General features: G+C 44.0%; 15 protein-coding genes. 4 read left to right on the forward strand and 11 right to left on the reverse strand.

Going from position 1 to position 16,474, the window contains the following annotated elements; genetic code table 11:
- Positions 1 to 114 precede the first annotated feature (114 nt).
- Together katG and NL626_RS18845 are read right to left on the reverse strand one after the other, a co-directional pair.
- Positions 115 to 2,289, reverse strand: a complete 2,175-nt coding sequence (gene katG, locus NL626_RS18840) for a catalase/peroxidase HPI (RefSeq protein WP_253657639.1) — start codon at positions 2,287 to 2,289, stop codon at positions 115 to 117.
- A gap of 186 nt (positions 2,290 to 2,475) precedes the next feature.
- Positions 2,476 to 4,017, reverse strand: coding sequence for a glutamate synthase-related protein (locus NL626_RS18845; RefSeq protein ID WP_064354734.1), 1,542 nt, complete (start codon positions 4,015 to 4,017; stop codon positions 2,476 to 2,478).
- A 156-nt stretch (positions 4,018 to 4,173) separates the two neighbouring features.
- On the opposite strand from NL626_RS18845, the gene NL626_RS18850 reads away from it, so the two are divergent.
- Positions 4,174 to 4,653, forward strand: coding sequence for an aminoacyl-tRNA deacylase (locus NL626_RS18850; protein ID WP_005376501.1), 480 nt, complete (start codon positions 4,174 to 4,176; stop codon positions 4,651 to 4,653).
- 175 nt (positions 4,654 to 4,828) lie between these two features.
- Here the strand turns inward: NL626_RS18850 and NL626_RS18855 are convergent, their stop codons facing one another.
- The 3 genes from NL626_RS18855 to NL626_RS18865 all read right to left on the reverse strand — a co-directional run bounded on the left by NL626_RS18855 (position 4,829) and on the right by NL626_RS18865 (position 7,502).
- A complete protein-coding gene (locus NL626_RS18855; RefSeq protein WP_005390037.1) occupies positions 4,829 to 6,241 on the reverse strand; it encodes a coniferyl aldehyde dehydrogenase in 1,413 nt (470 codons plus the stop codon).
- A gap of 125 nt (positions 6,242 to 6,366) precedes the next feature.
- The gene (locus NL626_RS18860; RefSeq protein WP_054574614.1) at positions 6,367 to 6,939 is read right to left on the reverse strand and encodes a GNAT family N-acetyltransferase; all 573 of its coding nucleotides are present in this window, start codon (positions 6,937 to 6,939) and stop codon (positions 6,367 to 6,369) included.
- Positions 6,940 to 7,043: 104 nt separating this feature from the next.
- Positions 7,044 to 7,502: an NUDIX pyrophosphatase gene (locus NL626_RS18865; RefSeq protein WP_005376504.1), complete on the reverse strand. Its 459-nt coding sequence runs from the start codon at positions 7,500 to 7,502 to the stop codon at positions 7,044 to 7,046.
- A 169-nt stretch (positions 7,503 to 7,671) separates the two neighbouring features.
- Here NL626_RS18865 and NL626_RS18870 point away from each other — a divergent pair, with 169 nt between their 5' ends.
- On the forward strand, positions 7,672 to 8,577 hold the full coding sequence (locus NL626_RS18870; RefSeq protein ID WP_005376505.1) for a DMT family transporter: 906 nt from the start codon (positions 7,672 to 7,674) through the stop codon (positions 8,575 to 8,577).
- A 79-nt stretch (positions 8,578 to 8,656) separates the two neighbouring features.
- Here the strand turns inward: NL626_RS18870 and NL626_RS18875 are convergent, their stop codons facing one another.
- On the reverse strand, positions 8,657 to 8,971 hold the full coding sequence (locus tag NL626_RS18875) for a multidrug efflux SMR transporter (protein ID WP_005376506.1): 315 nt from the start codon (positions 8,969 to 8,971) through the stop codon (positions 8,657 to 8,659).
- A 394-nt stretch (positions 8,972 to 9,365) separates the two neighbouring features.
- Here NL626_RS18875 and NL626_RS18880 point away from each other — a divergent pair, with 394 nt between their 5' ends.
- A complete protein-coding gene (locus NL626_RS18880; RefSeq protein WP_253657640.1) occupies positions 9,366 to 10,730 on the forward strand; it encodes an endonuclease/exonuclease/phosphatase family protein in 1,365 nt (454 codons plus the stop codon).
- 284 nt (positions 10,731 to 11,014) lie between these two features.
- On the opposite strand, the gene NL626_RS18885 is transcribed toward NL626_RS18880, so the two are convergent.
- From NL626_RS18885 to NL626_RS18900, 4 genes are all read right to left on the reverse strand, one after another.
- Entirely contained in the window at positions 11,015 to 11,548 is a 534-nt protein-coding gene (locus NL626_RS18885) for a DNA mismatch repair protein (RefSeq protein ID WP_253657641.1), read from the reverse strand.
- Positions 11,542 to 11,928 (reverse strand): MAPEG family protein, encoded by a 387-nt coding sequence (locus NL626_RS18890; RefSeq protein ID WP_005376510.1) that lies wholly within the window; start codon positions 11,926 to 11,928, stop codon positions 11,542 to 11,544. The genes NL626_RS18885 and NL626_RS18890 overlap by 7 nt, the downstream gene beginning before the upstream one ends.
- Before the next feature lie 209 nt (positions 11,929 to 12,137).
- The gene (gene rarD / locus NL626_RS18895; RefSeq protein ID WP_253657642.1) at positions 12,138 to 13,043 is read right to left on the reverse strand and encodes an EamA family transporter RarD; all 906 of its coding nucleotides are present in this window, start codon (positions 13,041 to 13,043) and stop codon (positions 12,138 to 12,140) included.
- 102 nt (positions 13,044 to 13,145) lie between these two features.
- Entirely contained in the window at positions 13,146 to 13,868 is a 723-nt protein-coding gene (locus NL626_RS18900) for a sulfite exporter TauE/SafE family protein (RefSeq protein ID WP_042520743.1), read from the reverse strand.
- Between the two features lie 444 nt (positions 13,869 to 14,312).
- Between NL626_RS18900 and NL626_RS18905 the strand changes: the two genes are divergently transcribed.
- Positions 14,313 to 14,843 carry a prepilin-type N-terminal cleavage/methylation domain-containing protein gene (locus tag NL626_RS18905; protein WP_005376513.1) on the forward strand — a complete coding sequence of 177 codons (531 nt, stop codon included), beginning with the start codon at positions 14,313 to 14,315 and terminating at the stop codon, positions 14,841 to 14,843.
- Positions 14,844 to 14,892: 49 nt separating this feature from the next.
- Here the strand turns inward: NL626_RS18905 and NL626_RS18910 are convergent, their stop codons facing one another.
- Positions 14,893 to 15,873, reverse strand: coding sequence for a chemotaxis protein (locus tag NL626_RS18910; protein ID WP_025998672.1), 981 nt, complete (start codon positions 15,871 to 15,873; stop codon positions 14,893 to 14,895).
- Positions 15,874 to 16,474: the final 601 nt, after the last annotated feature.

Here is a 16,474-nt window from a genome sequence, read left to right on the forward strand (position 1 = left end):
TCAAATGAGCTTAACTTTCAATCAAAGTAAAAAGATAGGTAAAGAAAAAGGCGAGCTTTTCGCCCGCCTCTCTTACTTATTCATCAACCCATCTACCGACGGGCATCGTTTCACTTATTGCAAGTCAAAACGATCCGCGTTCATGACTTTCGTCCATGCGGCGATGAAGTCATGGATGAATTTTTCCTGATTATCATCTTGCGCATACACTTCCGCATACGAACGCAGGATCGAGTTTGAACCAAAGACAAGATCCACACGGGTTGCCGTCCACTTCACAGCGTCGGTTTTACGATCACGGATTTCATATTGATTAGCACTCACTGGTTTCCACGTATATGCCATGTCAGTAAGGTTCACGAAGAAATCATTCGACAAAGTGCCGACTCGGTCAGTAAATACGCCCTCTTTTCCACCGCCGTAGTTACTGCCTAGAACGCGCATACCACCAATAAGTACCGTCATTTCTGGCGCCGTTAATCCCATAAGCTGAGCACGATCTAATAAAAGCTCTTCTGGCTTAACCGCGTAGTCTTTCTTCAACCAATTTCGGAAACCGTCAGCAACAGGCTCAAGTACTTCGAACGATTCCACATCCGTCATCTCTTGGGTGGCATCACCTCGGCCTGGCGCGAATGGCACGGAAACATCATGACCTGCGGCACGCGCAGCCAGTTCAATACCTACGTTTCCAGCAAGCACGATAGCGTCTGCAACACTACAGCCCTCTTCTGCTGCTATTTTTTCTAGCACAGCAAGAACACGGCTTAGACGTTCAGGTTCGTTCCCTTGCCAATCTTTTTGCGGAGCCAAGCGAATTCTCGCGCCATTTGCACCTCCTCGACGGTCAGAGCCACGGTAAGTACGCGCGCTATCCCACGCCGTACTTACTAACTCACTAATGGATAGGCCACTTGCTTCAATTTTTGTTTTCACTAAATCGACATCGTAGTCTGTCTTACCTGCGGGCGTTGGGTCTTGCCAAATAAGATCTTCGCTTGGCACATCAGGGCCGAAATAACATGATTTTGGTCCTAGATCGCGGTGTGTCAACTTAAACCAGGCACGAGCAAAAACGTCATCAAAGTACGCAGGGTCATTTTGGAACTTTTCTGCAATCTTACGATATTCAGGGTCCATTTTAAGCGCCATATCGGCGTCGGTCATGATTGGATTGTAGCGCTTAGAACCGTCTTCAACATCGACAGGCTTGTCTTCTTCTTCAATGTCGATTGGCTCCCATTGCCATGCACCTGCTGGGCTCTTTTTCAGTTCCCAGTCATACTTAAATAGTAGGTGGAAGTATCCGTAGTCCCATTGTGTAGGGTGTGTTGTCCAAGCACCTTCAATGCCACTCGTTACCGTGTCACGGCCAATACCACGTGTTTTGTGGTTAATCCAGCCAAGACCTTGCTCATGAACGTCTGCTGCTTCGGGCTCTGGGCCAAGGTTTGCGGCATCACCATTACCATGACACTTACCCACCGTGTGACCACCAGCTGTGAGCGCGACGGTTTCTTCATCGTTCATTGCCATTCGCGCAAAGGTCACTCGCATGTCATGTGCTGTTTTGAGAGGATCTGGGTTACCGTCTACCCCTTCAGGGTTCACATAGATAAGACCCATCATTACCGCAGCAAGCGGGTTTTCTAAATCTCGCTCACCAGAGTAGCGGCTGTTATCAGCGTCACTTGTGGCTAACCATTCTTGCTCAGAGCCCCAGTAAGTGTCTTTTTCTGGGTGCCAAATGTCCTCTCGTCCAAACGCAAAGCCAAAGGTCTTAAAACCCATGGATTCGTACGCCATGTTACCGGCAAGGACAATCAGGTCTGCCCAACTTAGTTTGTTGCCATATTTTTTCTTGATTGGCCATAAAAGGCGTCGAGCCTTATCGAGGTTGGCGTTATCTGGCCAAGAGTTGAGAGGAGCAAAGCGTTGGTTGCCTGTAGCAGCACCGCCACGGCCATCCGCAATACGATAACTGCCCGCTGCATGCCATGCCATTCGGATCATTAAACCACCGTAGTGTCCCCAGTCGGCAGGCCACCAGTCTTGGCTATCAGTCATTAAATCTTTTAAATCTTTTTTAAGTGCTTCGACATCTAGCTTTTTCAGTTCTTCTTTGTAATTAAAGTCCTGACCAAATGGGTTGGTTTTGGAGTCGTGTTGATGCAGGATGTCTAAGTTCAAGGCATTCGGCCACCAATCCATCACCGACTTATCTGTAGATGTTTGCCCACCATGCATAACTGGACATTTACCTACCGAACCGCCGTTTGCTTTGCTCATATAATGCTCCTTCGTGTCGTGGTTGTGGTAACCACTCTTTGTTATTCAATAAATCGAATATCCACCTCAAACAGCGTAGTTCATACACTGTTTTTTTAGTTAACGCCAAGTCAAAATTTCAAACATTTCAGCGAATAAATAATTGTTATCAAACATGTACCTATATGCAGAAAATATGGATAGAGATCAGTTTAAGTCCATACCTGAATACTTAATCCCAGACAGCCTCGCCATGTTGTGATCCCAGGTCGCTAAATCATGATGACTAAATTCATTCAGAGCGTGATGACCACACGCCCTCGCCATGACTTTCATGAGCTCGACCGAGGATTCGAAGAAATTTTTCAGTTGCTGGGATGACTTTTCAACGTCGAGACGCTGCCTCAAATCGGCATTTTGTGTCGCAATGCCTGCCGGGCAATTATTGGTGTTGCAGATGCGAGCCGCGACACAACCGATCGATTGCATCGCACTGTTTGCTATCGCTACTCCGTCTGCTCCAAGTGCCAACGCTTTGACAAAATCCGTAGGAACTCGCAACCCACCGGTGATGATTAATGTGACACGGTCACTTACGCCTTTTTCATCTAAGTACTTACGTGCACGAGCTAATGCAGGGATGGTGGGTACACTAATATGATCACGGAACATAGTTGGCGCCGCACCCGTGCCACCACCGCGACCATCTAAGATGATATAATCAGCCCCAGCATCAAGCGCAAACTGGATGTCTTGCTCAATATGGTTGGCACTGAGTTTAAATCCAATTGGAATACCGCCTGTGATGCCACGAACTCTGTCAGCAAACTTTCTGAAATCGTGAGTAGTGTGAAGATCTTTGAACGTTGGTGGTGATATCGCTGGTTGTCCCTCGGGGATGCCTCTCACCTGAGAGATCTTACCTACATTTTTATTTGCAGGCAGATGACCACCCGTGCCCGTTTTTGCTCCTTGCCCGCCTTTGAAGTGAAACGCCTGAACATTAAGAAGCTTAGATTCGTCGTAGCCAAATTGAGCACTAGCAAGCTCATAGAAATACCGTGAATTGGCGGCTTGCTCTTCCGGTAACATGCCACCCTCACCAGAGCAAATCCCAGTCCCTGCCAACTCTGCACCTTTTGCTAGTGCAATTTTCGCCTCTTCAGAAAGTGCGCCAAAACTCATGTCCGACACCAACAAAGGAATGGCGAGTCTGAGCGGCTTACGCGCGTTTGGTCCCACAATCAACTCGGTAGACACAGGAACGTCTTCCAACAACGGTTGTGTCGCCATTTGCGCCACCATGATTTGTATAGCATCCCAATGTGGTAGCAAATGCCTAGGAACCCCCATTGCAGCCATCGGACCATGATGACCGAGTTTAGAGAGTCCTTCTCTCGCTAATTGGTGGATAAACTCGAGGGTTGGTTCTTCTTGAGTAGCAGACGCCGTTGGTTTGTCTCTTTTCTCTCGCTTTTGTTCCGGTCCCTCTTTACCGACTTGCTCTGCGGTAAATCGCTTGTGTGTACCATCACAAAAAGGAGCATTGGCGGTATGCTTACATTGGCAGAGATAGGCATCTTCGTCTTTTTCCGCACTAAAGCTCATTGGCTTTAAGCCGGTTCCCGAATGAGACCCATCGCAGTAAGGTTGATTTTTAGAACGCCCACATCGGCAGAAGTAATATTCTTGCCCAGCTTTCAACTCTACTTTGATCGGCTTGTTATCAGCGATGATTGGCTTGCTCATGTTGCCCCCTATTTATTATTGTTAACCATGCTTTCTCGCTGGCTTGCAATAAGCGTAGAACAGGAGCGTAAAGAGCGTCAGTGTCGCCGAGTAAAATGCGCGATTGTCGCCCGACTAACCTATACTTTTTATGGGTCTCATACACGTGGAGGCTATATGACGATTGCAACCCGATTAGATGAATATTTGACTGAGCATAACATTCACTTTCAAACCGTGAATCACAGCCACAGTCATAGCTCGCTACAAAGTGGTGTTGCAGCAGGTGTGCCTTTAATGAATATCGCAAAAGGTGTGATTCTAGAGGATCATGAAGGGCGTCATATGATGGCGGTCTTACCTGCCAACAACAAAATCAGTTTGTCGCGATTAAACGACGAATTTAATGCCACCTTCCACTTGGTGAAAGAGCGTATGGTTTACCGACTCTTCACCGATTGTGAACACGGCGCTATTCCACCGATTGGTAGCCCTTACCACATGTCGACAGTTTGCGATGAAAGACTAGCAAACTTGGAACATGTCTACCTTGAAGCTGGCGATCATGAAACTCTGATTAAGCTGGACCGAAAGGCGTTTAAAGAACTGATGAACGACTGTAGATATCTAAGATTCAGCAGTGAAGTTCTGCATTAAACTTGCCAAGATCTCTCGACACTTCCTGAACAAGGCTCTTTCAACAAGAGCCTTTCTTTGTTTTGTTGGTAGCACGCGATGGAAGTTTCTCGGACTTTGGTGCCCAGCGTTTCAGAGCATATAGAAACAAAAAACCGCCTATTCGGGCGGTTTTTTATCAATCAAATCATAATTATTATCGAACAAAGATCTTTTGGATCGCTTTTATCGCCATAGCCCTACGGCGCATTAATACGCTCGTTCTTGGCAACCATTTCGGTGTGTGAAGAATGGTTTTCGCATGACTAAAAGTTCTGAATCCTTCCTCTCCGTGATAATGCCCAATACCCGATTCACCAACGCCACCAAAAGGCGCATCTTCAGCGCCAACATGTAAAACCGTATCATTAACGCCGACGCCACCACTGTGGGTGTTGCGTACAATATATTTGATGGTCGATTTGTCGTCCGACATAACATACAGCGCAAGTGGTCTTTGGCGCTGATTAATGTAATCAATCGCTTCATCAACCGCATTGTAGGGCTTGACTGGTAGAAATGGCCCGAAGATCTCCTCTTGCATGATTCGCATTTTCGGCGACACGTCCGTGACCAAATGAGGATACAGAAGTCGTTCCTCTTGGGGCGACGCTTCAACAGTATGAATGTTTGCACCTTGCGCTTTTGCATCCTCAAGTAGCGCAGTCAAACGATCATATTGTCGTTGGTTGACAATATGGGTCAGCTTTTGATTCTTGTTGGATTTTAAATAGAGCTTTTCAAAACGTTTTAAGAATAGCGAAATGAACTCTTCGACACGTTCTTGCGGTACAAACGCGTAGTCAGGCGCGACACAAATCTGGCCTGCATTAATGCATTTACCAAACAAGATAGCATCAACGGCTTTCTTCATGTCTGCATCTTTTGCAATGATCACCGGGGACTTTCCACCCAACTCTAACGTCACCGGGGTAAGGTTTTCCGCTGCCGCTTTTGCTACTGCGCGGCCAACACTCGTAGAACCCGTGAACAAAAGGTGATCGAATGGCAGTTGGCTGAATGCTTGTGCGACGTCTGCTTCACCCTCAAAAACTTCGACATACTCAGACAACCCACGGCAAATATCGACGATGACTTTATTGGTTTTTGGCGTAAATTCGCTGAGCTTCATCATCACGCGGTTGCCAGCAGCCAATGCTGTCACTAAAGGCGCAAGGCTCAAAATCACAGGAAAGTTCCACGGTGAAATGATCCCGACGACACCTAACGGTTGATACTGAACGGTGACTTTAGAAGGTGCGAGCAATAAGCCGGATTCGCGCTTGCTGGGTTTACACCATTTTTTTAGTCGTTTGAGGGTATAATTAATATGCGAGACCGTTGGCAAAACGTCGGTCATGGCGGTATCAAATTCTGAGCGATAGCCAAAATCGTCACTTAACGCTTCAACCAGCGCTTGTTTGTTCTCAAGCAGCGATTTTTTTAACAAAACGAGGCGCTGTTTACGTTCATCCAAACTAGGATAAGGCTCGGCTGCATATGCCGCTTTTAAGCGTTCGAGGCTTTGCTGTAACAAGTTATCTACTTCAACCTCTGTGATTGCGTTCATGATGCTTCTCCTAGCCTAGTTTCTGCCAATGACGCCCCAAGTTAACACGAGCGCAACAATGTTACTATTGTAGCGCTCGTGAAGTTAGAGTTCGAACTCTGATTAAAATATTTCTGGGGTGGATACTACATCAAACGTAGTTCATAAATGCCTAGTCGTTGAGAGCGGTCAAGCATATCGAACTCATGATCAACGTATTCTTTTAATGTGGCGCCTGCACGCTCAGCAATATTGATGCTAGCGATGTTATCTTCCATACAATGGAACTGAATGAATTGTGCGTGCCCTTTCTGCTTCAAAAAAGGGATCAATACTGCGAGCACTTGATCAATCACACGATGGCCTCGCCCATTGTTGGCAAGCCAGTAGCCAATTTCAGTAACACGCGTATGTGAATCCACACCTTTAATGCCAATAACACCCGTAAGCTGCTCATCAAAATAAATTGCACACCAGTGGGAATCCAGCGCGTTACTGTTCACTCGCTGGGAAATGTAGTTAACGGCCTCTCTATGATTCGTGACAGAATCCGTCCAAGGTAGATAACCCTCAAGGCTCTCTCGGTGAGTGTTCACAACCTCTAGTAAAGCGGACGCGTGTTTCGTGTTGAGGGGCTCAATTGAGATCCTTTGCGAGACGGAAAAACGCTTCTGTAAGTGATTTCCTTGATACGTCTCTTGGCATGTGACTTCATCCATAGATGTTATTCCTTTTTATTGTGAACGCTCAGCGCAAATCCTAACGCTTCATTTTATGAGAACAAACCTCTCTATAAAAACTAATCAAAGCCGTTGCCGTTCATTTAGCCCTTTTGATCGATCAGCGTAAATGGCGTTAGTGATGCCACATCTACATAATGCTTCCATACATGTTCATAGAGGTGATGCTGATTGGCAAACGGAGCCAGCTGCTTAGCTTCTTCAAGCGTACACCAGCGATACTCTGTATGCTCTTCGTTAAGAACAACTGATTGGTTAGGCGGACAAAATAGCACAAAACATGGGATAACCATGATACGGTTATTTTTTGCTTCGTAGAACTGCTCTAGAAAGTCTGCTGTATGTAACTCAACTTGGTCAATTAGTGTCTCTTCTTTTAACTCTCTTAAAATGGTTTGCCACCCGGCTTCACCCGCTTCGATACCACCTGCAACATGGCACCAATAGCCACCTTTTACGCGTTTGAGTAACAGCATTTTTTCTATGCCATCAATTTTTGAAATGACAACACCTGAAACATGCGTTGCTTTTATCGGGATCATGTAAGCTCCTTAAATATCGAGTTTTTATTGTTACGCTGAAGAGAGGCAGATTAATTGCTACGTATTCTACTGTTTATTCATCTTGTCGACAGAAGTGTTTGAGTTGAGAGGATTTAATCGCTAACTAAGTATGCTAAAGTGAGATCTGTCGCAACAAATGAGCAGTAAAATGTCCAATTCATTCAACACTATGATTCCCATCGGTGTGCGCTTTATGGTGCTTTCCGCGTTCGGCTTTGCTCTGATGTCGGCTACAGTAAAGCACGTCGGCAACTACGGTATCCCCGTTTTTGAAATCGTTGCAGCAAGAGCGCTCGTTTCACTTATCATTAGTTATTTCGATGTAAAGCGAAAACGAATTTCTGTATGGGGCAATAATAAGCCATTACTATTTGCACGCGGTGCTGTGGGCACGATGGCTCTGATGTGTGTATATTATTCAGTGACCACCTTACCTTTGGCAGAAGCGACGATATTCCAATATATTCATCCGGTGTTTACTGCACTACTCGCCGTATTTTTCTTGAAAGAGCGCATCCAGCCGTCAACTTTCCTTTGTATTGCGTTGTGCTTACTCGGCATCTATATCATGGTAAGCCCAGAAACGGGGCAAGGCTCAGATAGCGCTTTACCAATGTTTAGCGTCATGATTGCGATCTTAGGCGCATTTGGTAGCTCAATTGCCTACGTCATTGTCAGAAAACTGAGTCAGACAGAAGACAGCTCAGTGATCATTTTCTATTTCCCGTTGGTTGCTCTCCCCGCTTCACTCTTACTGATTGGCGACGATTTTGTAATGCCCGATCTATATCTGACTTTCATGTTGGTTCTAGTTGGTGTCTTTACCCAAATTGGGCAATTGGGGTTAACCAAAGCGATGCAAACTCAACAAGCGGGTAAAGCCTCCGCTTATTCGTATATCCAGATCGTATTTTCTGTGTTGTTGGGCATCATTTTCTTTGGCGAGGTTCCGATCATTTGGACGTACGTCGGTGGCGGTCTGATTGTTACAGGCGCATTAATTAATGCGTTTGGTCATCACTTACGGTTACCTTTTATTAAGCGCAACGCTTGATATACCTCGCCAGAACCGTAAACACGACATTTAGAAAAACAGCCAGAGTGACTCTGGCTGTTTTGTGTTTAGCCTAACGTTAAGCTGATATTTTTAACCCTGCGATACCAGCGACAATCATTAGCAAGCTTAAGGCTTTGATAAGTGTTGCTGGCTCATTGAACAGATAAATACTCACGACTGCCGTGCCTATTGCGCCAATCCCTACCCATACTCCATAAGCAATGCCTAAAGGCAAGGTTCTTAACGCAATGCCAAGCAACCAAAAGCTCAATAACATAAAGACAATAGTGAATGCCGAAGCACCGAATTTGGTAAACCCTTGTGAATATTTAAGACCGACAGCCCATGCGATTTCACACAAGCCCGCAATGAAGAGAATTCCCCAAGCCATGTCACATTTCCCAACGAGATGGGGTCGTCCCCGAGAAAAGATAGAGCGGTGAGGTCGTCCTCACTTCTGATTGACTGCTTATTATATACGGAAATCTAAACATAAAAAATAAAACACGGCGATAAGCATACAACTCAAACATCTCATGCACGCTTAAATTCTACGCTTTTCTTTTTAACGGTGGCGGACTCTCTATTTCGCATCAATAACGACACCGTTTTTTAACAATTTACATATAACCTTCTGGTGTTGAAAGTGTTGCATTTATTGCACAAATCACACAAAAACTAATTGAACATGTAAATATGAAAACGTTTGTGTGACTAATATCGCTTAAAACAATGACTGATGACTTTAATATTCAGCCGAATTAATTATAAGGTATGACGTACCCATGAAAGCAATCAAAACCTCTATCGCTGTCCTTGTTGGCGCCGCTCTACTATCTGGATGTAATGACGATACTGAATACGTCAATGTTCAGCCTAAAGAAGTAAAAATAGCGACTTACAACCTCTCTTTTGACCGCGCTACCTTCGAAACTTTGGTAGATGAAATGCAAATTGAACCAACGCAGCAAGCTGCGTTGGTCACCTCTTATTTAGACGGTTCAATCGCAGCCGAAGACAAAACCACTGCGGAAAAAGTCATTCAAATTCGTAACGTTGCAGCAATCATTCAAAAGAATCGTCCTGATGTTCTCATGATGGCGGAATACAACAACGATGGAACAGGTGAAAACAAAGCAGCCATTGAAGGATTCCAGAAGAACTACTTGTCTGTCGCGCAAAGCATCAATGGCGCGGGCGGTGAAGCAAACCTTGAGCCTATTGAATACCCTTATGCTGAGTCTTATTCAACTAATACAGGGTTGTTGAGTGAGTTTGATCTCGACAACAACGGAACCGCAGGTCAAATGCCAGGTGATGCATGGGGCTTTGGCATGTACCATGGTCAATATGCATTTGCCCTTATGTCTAAGTATAAAATTGACACGGCAAACACACGTACATTCCAAGCATTTAAGTGGAAAGATATGAAAGGTGCGAAAATTCCAACCATTACTATCTGTGACGGTTCGCAAAAGATTCCAAACGGCATGAAGTGTGGTGATGAATGGTACTCAGCGGAAGAGTGGGATCAAGTGCGTCTATCTTCGAAAAATCACGTCGACGCGCCAATCATCATTCCAACTCGTAATGGCGAGGAAGTTGTACACTTGTTGATGTCTCATCCTACTCCACCAGTATTCGACACCGGCAAAAACAAAGCGCAAAACGCAGCAGAAGTGGAGTTTTGGCATCATTACATTCAAGGCAAAGACTATTTTTACGACGATGCGGGTAAAACAGGTGGCTTAACGAACGGCGCTAAATTCGTAATGATGGGTGATCAAAACCTTGATCCAGTGTCTGGTGACGGCATTAGCTCTGTAATGCAAGAGCTGCACAACGATCCATTGGTTAATCAAACCGTGATGAATGGTGAGCTTTACCCAACAAGCTTTGGTGCAGTTGAACACGCTGTTGACCGCAGTTCAACTCACCCATATCCGAATCGCATCACTTCAACGTTTGGCTTAGGGGTAGACTATGCCTTGCCTTCAGCAAATTTGAATGTAATAGACTCTGGTGTGTACTGGTCAGCGTCTTATGAAGAAGGCCGTAAACTATTTAACGATGCACGTATCGGTAAGTATGGTGATGGTAAGGATGTATCTTCCGACCATCGCATGATCTGGATTAAAGCACAGTTCTAGACTGCATAAAAAAAAGCCAACCACAAGGAGTCGTGATTGGCTGTATATATTTGTGAACAAGATGGTTCACTAACAACGTCAGTTGGCTAGGTGACCCTCGGCTTAGAAAGGGTCGCTCATACTAAAGCATGAGGCGTGCCAACTTTTCAGCGCACAAAAACAGGTTGTTATTTAATCACTTTCATTAAAACTTAACCAATAGCTACTGTTTGCTCACAGAATAAATTGCAATTTGCAAACTACCATTGGCATTTCGCAATAAACCTGATCTTTAGCTCTTGCTTTTATTGCTTCCTAGCTAAGTCGCGTGCAAGGATTAACGCAAGTCCGAATACTTGCAAGAAGAGTCCGATATTCTTGTACCAAGCGATCTTTTCATCCTGCTTTGCCATTACCTCATTGAGCTCTACATTCTCAATGTAGTAATTATCGATGCGGTCTCTATACGAAGCTTGTGCCTGATTTATCTTTGACATTAGTTGAGGAAGTTGATCAATTTTTATTTCATCCGACTCGTTATGAACCCAAGAAGATAAATGCCCTGCTAATACCTCTTCTAGCTCTAAAGGTATCGCTACGCTCTGACTTATGTGCACATGCAGCAGTAAGGCTTCTCTTTTCCTTTCTAGGGTTTCCACACTGTTCCATGCGAGTTGGATGGAATACAAGTTTTCTGCTGTTTGCTCTGCGAGCTGCGATTGCTGTTTACCCAACTTATCAAGGACTAAGCTAGTAACGATGATCGCGCCAATATTCAGTACTAATCCAATCAGAACGAGTACCCAAGGTGGTGGAATGTAACGTCGCAGACTTACCATAACTTATCGTATGGCAGGTAAATCATATTTAACACAACCAATGAAAGTATCACCAGAAATGTCACCTGCATCCCTCTAATGCGCTTTTTCAAGTCTTTTTTCAATATGCCTTTAGCATGAATAACTCGACCAATTACAAAAATAATACCGGTGAGATGTATCCATGTTGGGTAAGCACTATTGAATTCTAAAAGTGCCATTAAAATCAGGGTGATGGGGATATATTCTGTCGCATTACTCTGGGCACTACGAGCAATTTGTAGAGCCTCTACCCCACCATCTGCATAAGCAATTTGATTTAAGCGACGTTGCTTAATTACTTGAACAGCCAACCAAATAATGAGTATTGCGAGAATGTTGGCATACAGAGCTGTGATCATATGTCGTCCTTCTTGATCTGGTTTTCACTTATATAAGCGTGTCACTTGGCTATAACTATAGCGGTATCATTATGATAATGCGTCAAATAATCTCAAGTTATGATTTCTATTCGGGCAAAAAACGAAAGCCAATGCTTCATGACATTAAAAATGCCCTCGAATGGAGGGCATAAGAATAAAGAAGCTAATATGTGAGAATATTGAAACCACTATAAGGGGTGTTTGACCAGCTTTTTGCGCCGATGCCCTTTGATAATACTTTCAAAAATTGTGAACAACAGCCCTACCCAAATAAATGCAAAGGTCACCGCTTTCACTTCGTCAAACAACTCGCCAAAAAACATAACTGCCAACACAAACTGCAAGCTTGGCTCGATGTATTGCATTAGACCGAGGGTTGATAAATTAGTTATACGTATTGCGATAGAATAAAATACGAGTGGTAAAAGTGTGATAGGTGCACTGCCAAAATACAAAAGCAATGTTGTGGTATCTGTGCCCGAAGCCAGTTCACCAGTTGCCCATTGTTTATAGAGCAAATAGGCGAGTGCAACTGGAGTCAGTAACAACGCCTCAACAAACAAGGTTGTACTCCAGTCATAATTTATCTTCTTCTTGTACAGCCCATACAAAGCAAAGAACAACCCCATCGTTAGTGCGATAACGGGTAGCTGACCATAGTGAATCACTTGATACATAACACCAATTGTTGCCAGCACGATTGCAATAAGCTTGCCTATTGAGAGCTTATCCCCAAGAATAAATACGCCCAGTGCAACAGATACTAATGGTCCAATAAAGAAGCCTAAGCTGGCATCGATGACCCGATGATGGGTCAAAGCCCAAGTGAACGCACTCCAAGAAATACACATCAAACTGCTCGCCACAAACGTGTACCACAAGGATTTTTTATCAAGCCAGATTTCTTTCCAATTCAGCCCTCGATGGGTTATCCCAAGTACAATTAGAAACCCGACAGGTACAGACCCAATGATTCGCCATGCTAGCAACTCATCCATAGAAGCATTTGGTAAATAACGATAATAAATTGGTAGCAATCCCCAGATCACAAAGGAGAATGCTGCCATAAAAGTGCCATAACGAGTGTTATTCATAAAACTATCGCCCATCTAAACGACCAATTTGGCGTAAGTAAACAAGTCCGCCATACATAAAAAGGAATGCAATCCCGCAGTGACTTTATGATGCAGATGGCATTATTGGCTCAACGCTTGTACGACGGCGGTAAAGCCACTCACAAAACACAACATAAGTGCCCCAAACCGAATCTTTTCTTTTGGTAACGACTGGGTAGTTTTCATTGCTAGCCAGTAACCAAGCGCCGCAGCAGGTAATAGAGGAATAGTAATGACCAAATGATGCAATGTGAAGAAGCCCACTGGGATTTGTACTATTAGTGAAATAATCGAACTGAAAACAAAAAAAGCCGATAAATTACCGCGTAACTGATTCGCTTCTTGATGCTGCAACAATAACGCCATCGGAGGGCCTCCAATCGCAGAACTGGTACCAAACAACCCAGAAAAGAAACCAGCACATGTCATACGCGAAGGCGTAGGCTCAACCCGAAACGGTAAAACACTCACCACGACTGCAAACAGCACCAACAAACCAATCCAAAGCGTGAGAGTTTGTGTAGATACAAAAAAGAGTAGCAAGCCACCAGCAATTGATCCCGGCACTCGCCCAATCAACGCCATCTTTAAGCCGCCGATTTCAACACTACTGCGGTGCTTCATCGCATTCATCAACGAAATAAATAACGCGACTAAACAGATTGGCGCAGGAACATATTCTGGCGCCCAAAGAATCAGTAAAGGTGCGGCAACAATAGCCAAGCCAAAACCGATTGCGGTCTGGACATAAGAGCCAAGAAATATCAAACCTATTGCAAGGAAGTTTATCGAATCGAATTCCATTTAGATTATTCTTATATTTGAAAAATAAACACAAAACCAAAGCACATTCGCATGATGAATACCTCAGGCATACTGCGATATGAATTCCGCGTAGCATTCATCAAAGTGAATAAAAAGACAATCCATTTGTGCGGTTCGCCCTCATTTGCATTTTGTATTTCATTCCGCTGATGTACATGTTTGCTTACATCGAAGAGGATTCATGCTCGCCTGTTCACGCAGCATTTCTTCAGCGGAATTAATGACCTCTTAAAATCTAGCCGAATTAGACCCGTGAATTCTCCATTGCATTTAATGGATTCAGTCAATTAGTGCGGCGTCGGTATAGCACTTTACAACTCACCTCTTTATACTACTGATCGATTTATCATTACCGTACTTATTTACACAATAAACAAGTGTACGGTCAGTGTTTTTCTACCTTTAACTTGCTGTGAAAATAATATGAAAAAACAAACGGGATTTACTCTAATAGAGTTAGTCGTAGTTATTGTCGTGCTCGGTATTCTAGCTGTCACTGCCGCGCCACGCTTTTTAAACCTTCAAAGCGATGCACGTGAAGCACGTTTGGAAGGAATGAAAGGCGCTATTGCGTCAGCATTAGGCGTCGGTTATGGGAAAATGGCGATTGCGGGATTGGAAAGCAAGCCTTACGTTTCAAACTTCGTAGACAGTGCTTTAATGGCAGATTTACCATTTGACGGCTGTAATATTGGTGGTTCAAAGCGCTGTGTTTTTTTATATGGATATCCTGATTCTGATAGCGAATCGATGAAGTTACTCGTGCAAGGACTGAACGAAGAAGACTCGGATTGGAAAACATTTCATCACCCGGCTGGTTCAACAACTCGCGAAATGGTCATTGCTGCAGCCGACGAAAAACGAGCTAGCCTAACTCAATGCGGAATTTTATATGGGCCGCCGCAGACTCCAAACGAGAGTTACACCTTAGATATTCTTCCCTGCCCTCAATAAAAATAAGGCTGCCAATCGGCAGCCTTATTTGTTTCATCTGATCGGTTTTTTACGCAAAGTTAAACACGTATTTATCCATCATATTCACCATGCGGCCAATCTCTGGCTTGGTAATCGTATCATTTGCGCCAAGAGATAGTGCTTTCGCTCGGTTATCCTCACTCATCAATGACGAGAACATAATGATCGGCATTTCATGAAACGCTTCGGTATCTCGTAGTCTCTTCACTAAGTGCATACCATCCATTCGAGGCATTTCTACGTCCGTAACCACCGCATCTAATAGCTCTTTAACTGGCAAGTTTTCTTCTTTCGCGACCTCGATCAAGCTCATCAACTTCTCATGCGCCTCACCACCGTCTTTACATGTGATCACATTGTAACCTGAAGAAGCTAATGTATCTTGGATCAAAGAGCGAATAAATGCTGAGTCATCCACCACCATGATCGTTTTAGCATTACGCTTACCGACCATTCTCTGGTTGAGATCCACCGACTTGTCCCCTTTCACATCGTATTTTTCCATACTCAGTTCTGGGTTGATGTCTGCGATGATTTTTTCAAAGTCGAGAATCATGATCAGGTTGCCTTCTTTACGGACAACGGCTACTACACAATCTTGTTCGCCCGCTTCCAAAAACTGACTTGGTGATTCCACATCATTCCAAGAGATACGATGAATACGCGAAATGCTGTCAATTAAGAAGCCATTGGTCATTTTGTTGAAATCCGTAACGATTACAAACTTGCGCTCCAGATCTTGTCGTGTTGGCACACCTAACCAACCAGCTAAATCCACTAAAGGCGTCAGTACATCTCTGGATGAGAACACACCAATCATATGAGGTTGTGCGTTTGGATAATCGGTTGTTTCTGGCACGCGAATCACTTCTCGTACTTTCGCAACGTTAATGCCGTAATAACAAGTTTTTGTGCTGCCATCTGGCAATGTTTTTTCTAAATGAAACTCGATGATTTCAAGCTCATTGGTACCACTTTCTGTCAAAATGGTGCTGGTTACGTTACTCATAAAGCCAATTATCCAACCAAAAATACGCATCAGAAAAGTTTGATGCAAACGCCATGAGAAGCCGTTCTCTGGCTAAAAATCCAAAAGTCCTTTGTAGTCGTTACAACAAAATTTGTAAACCATCAAAAGGACGGCTAACGCACATTTCCATACCAAACCATGTAAAATTGTCTCATTTTTGAACACGACATTATGAGTGGCCAAAGTGCGAATTAACACCTCCACTTTTAGCGGCAGAGTCAATGAAAAGTTTAGAAATAATTTGAAGTAATGTTCAGCGTCAATAGCCAAACCTATCTAACAGATATCATTACAAAGTTGGCTAGCGTGCTCATGCCTGGTGTAGAACACGCTCTCTTCAAGTGGCTTGGTATAAAACTGCGCTTGCTAACACACGGGTTTAAATCGAAGCGCTAGAAACATCACAAGAAAATCTGAAGGCGTAGAACACTGAAAGAGCACTTTCAGTTTGTTAATTTTTTGTCAGCGTAAGTTTTAAGCAATTATCCTATCACTAGGTATTTCAATACCTGACATCGCTATTCCCATAATCAAGACACTGATTTTCACTTTTGGAAAGAGTCATTTTCCTTCCTCTTAG

It is taken from the genome of Vibrio sp. Y58_MX_L22, assembly GCF_024181865.1.
Lineage (GTDB): Bacteria > Pseudomonadota > Gammaproteobacteria > Enterobacterales > Vibrionaceae > Vibrio > Vibrio alginolyticus.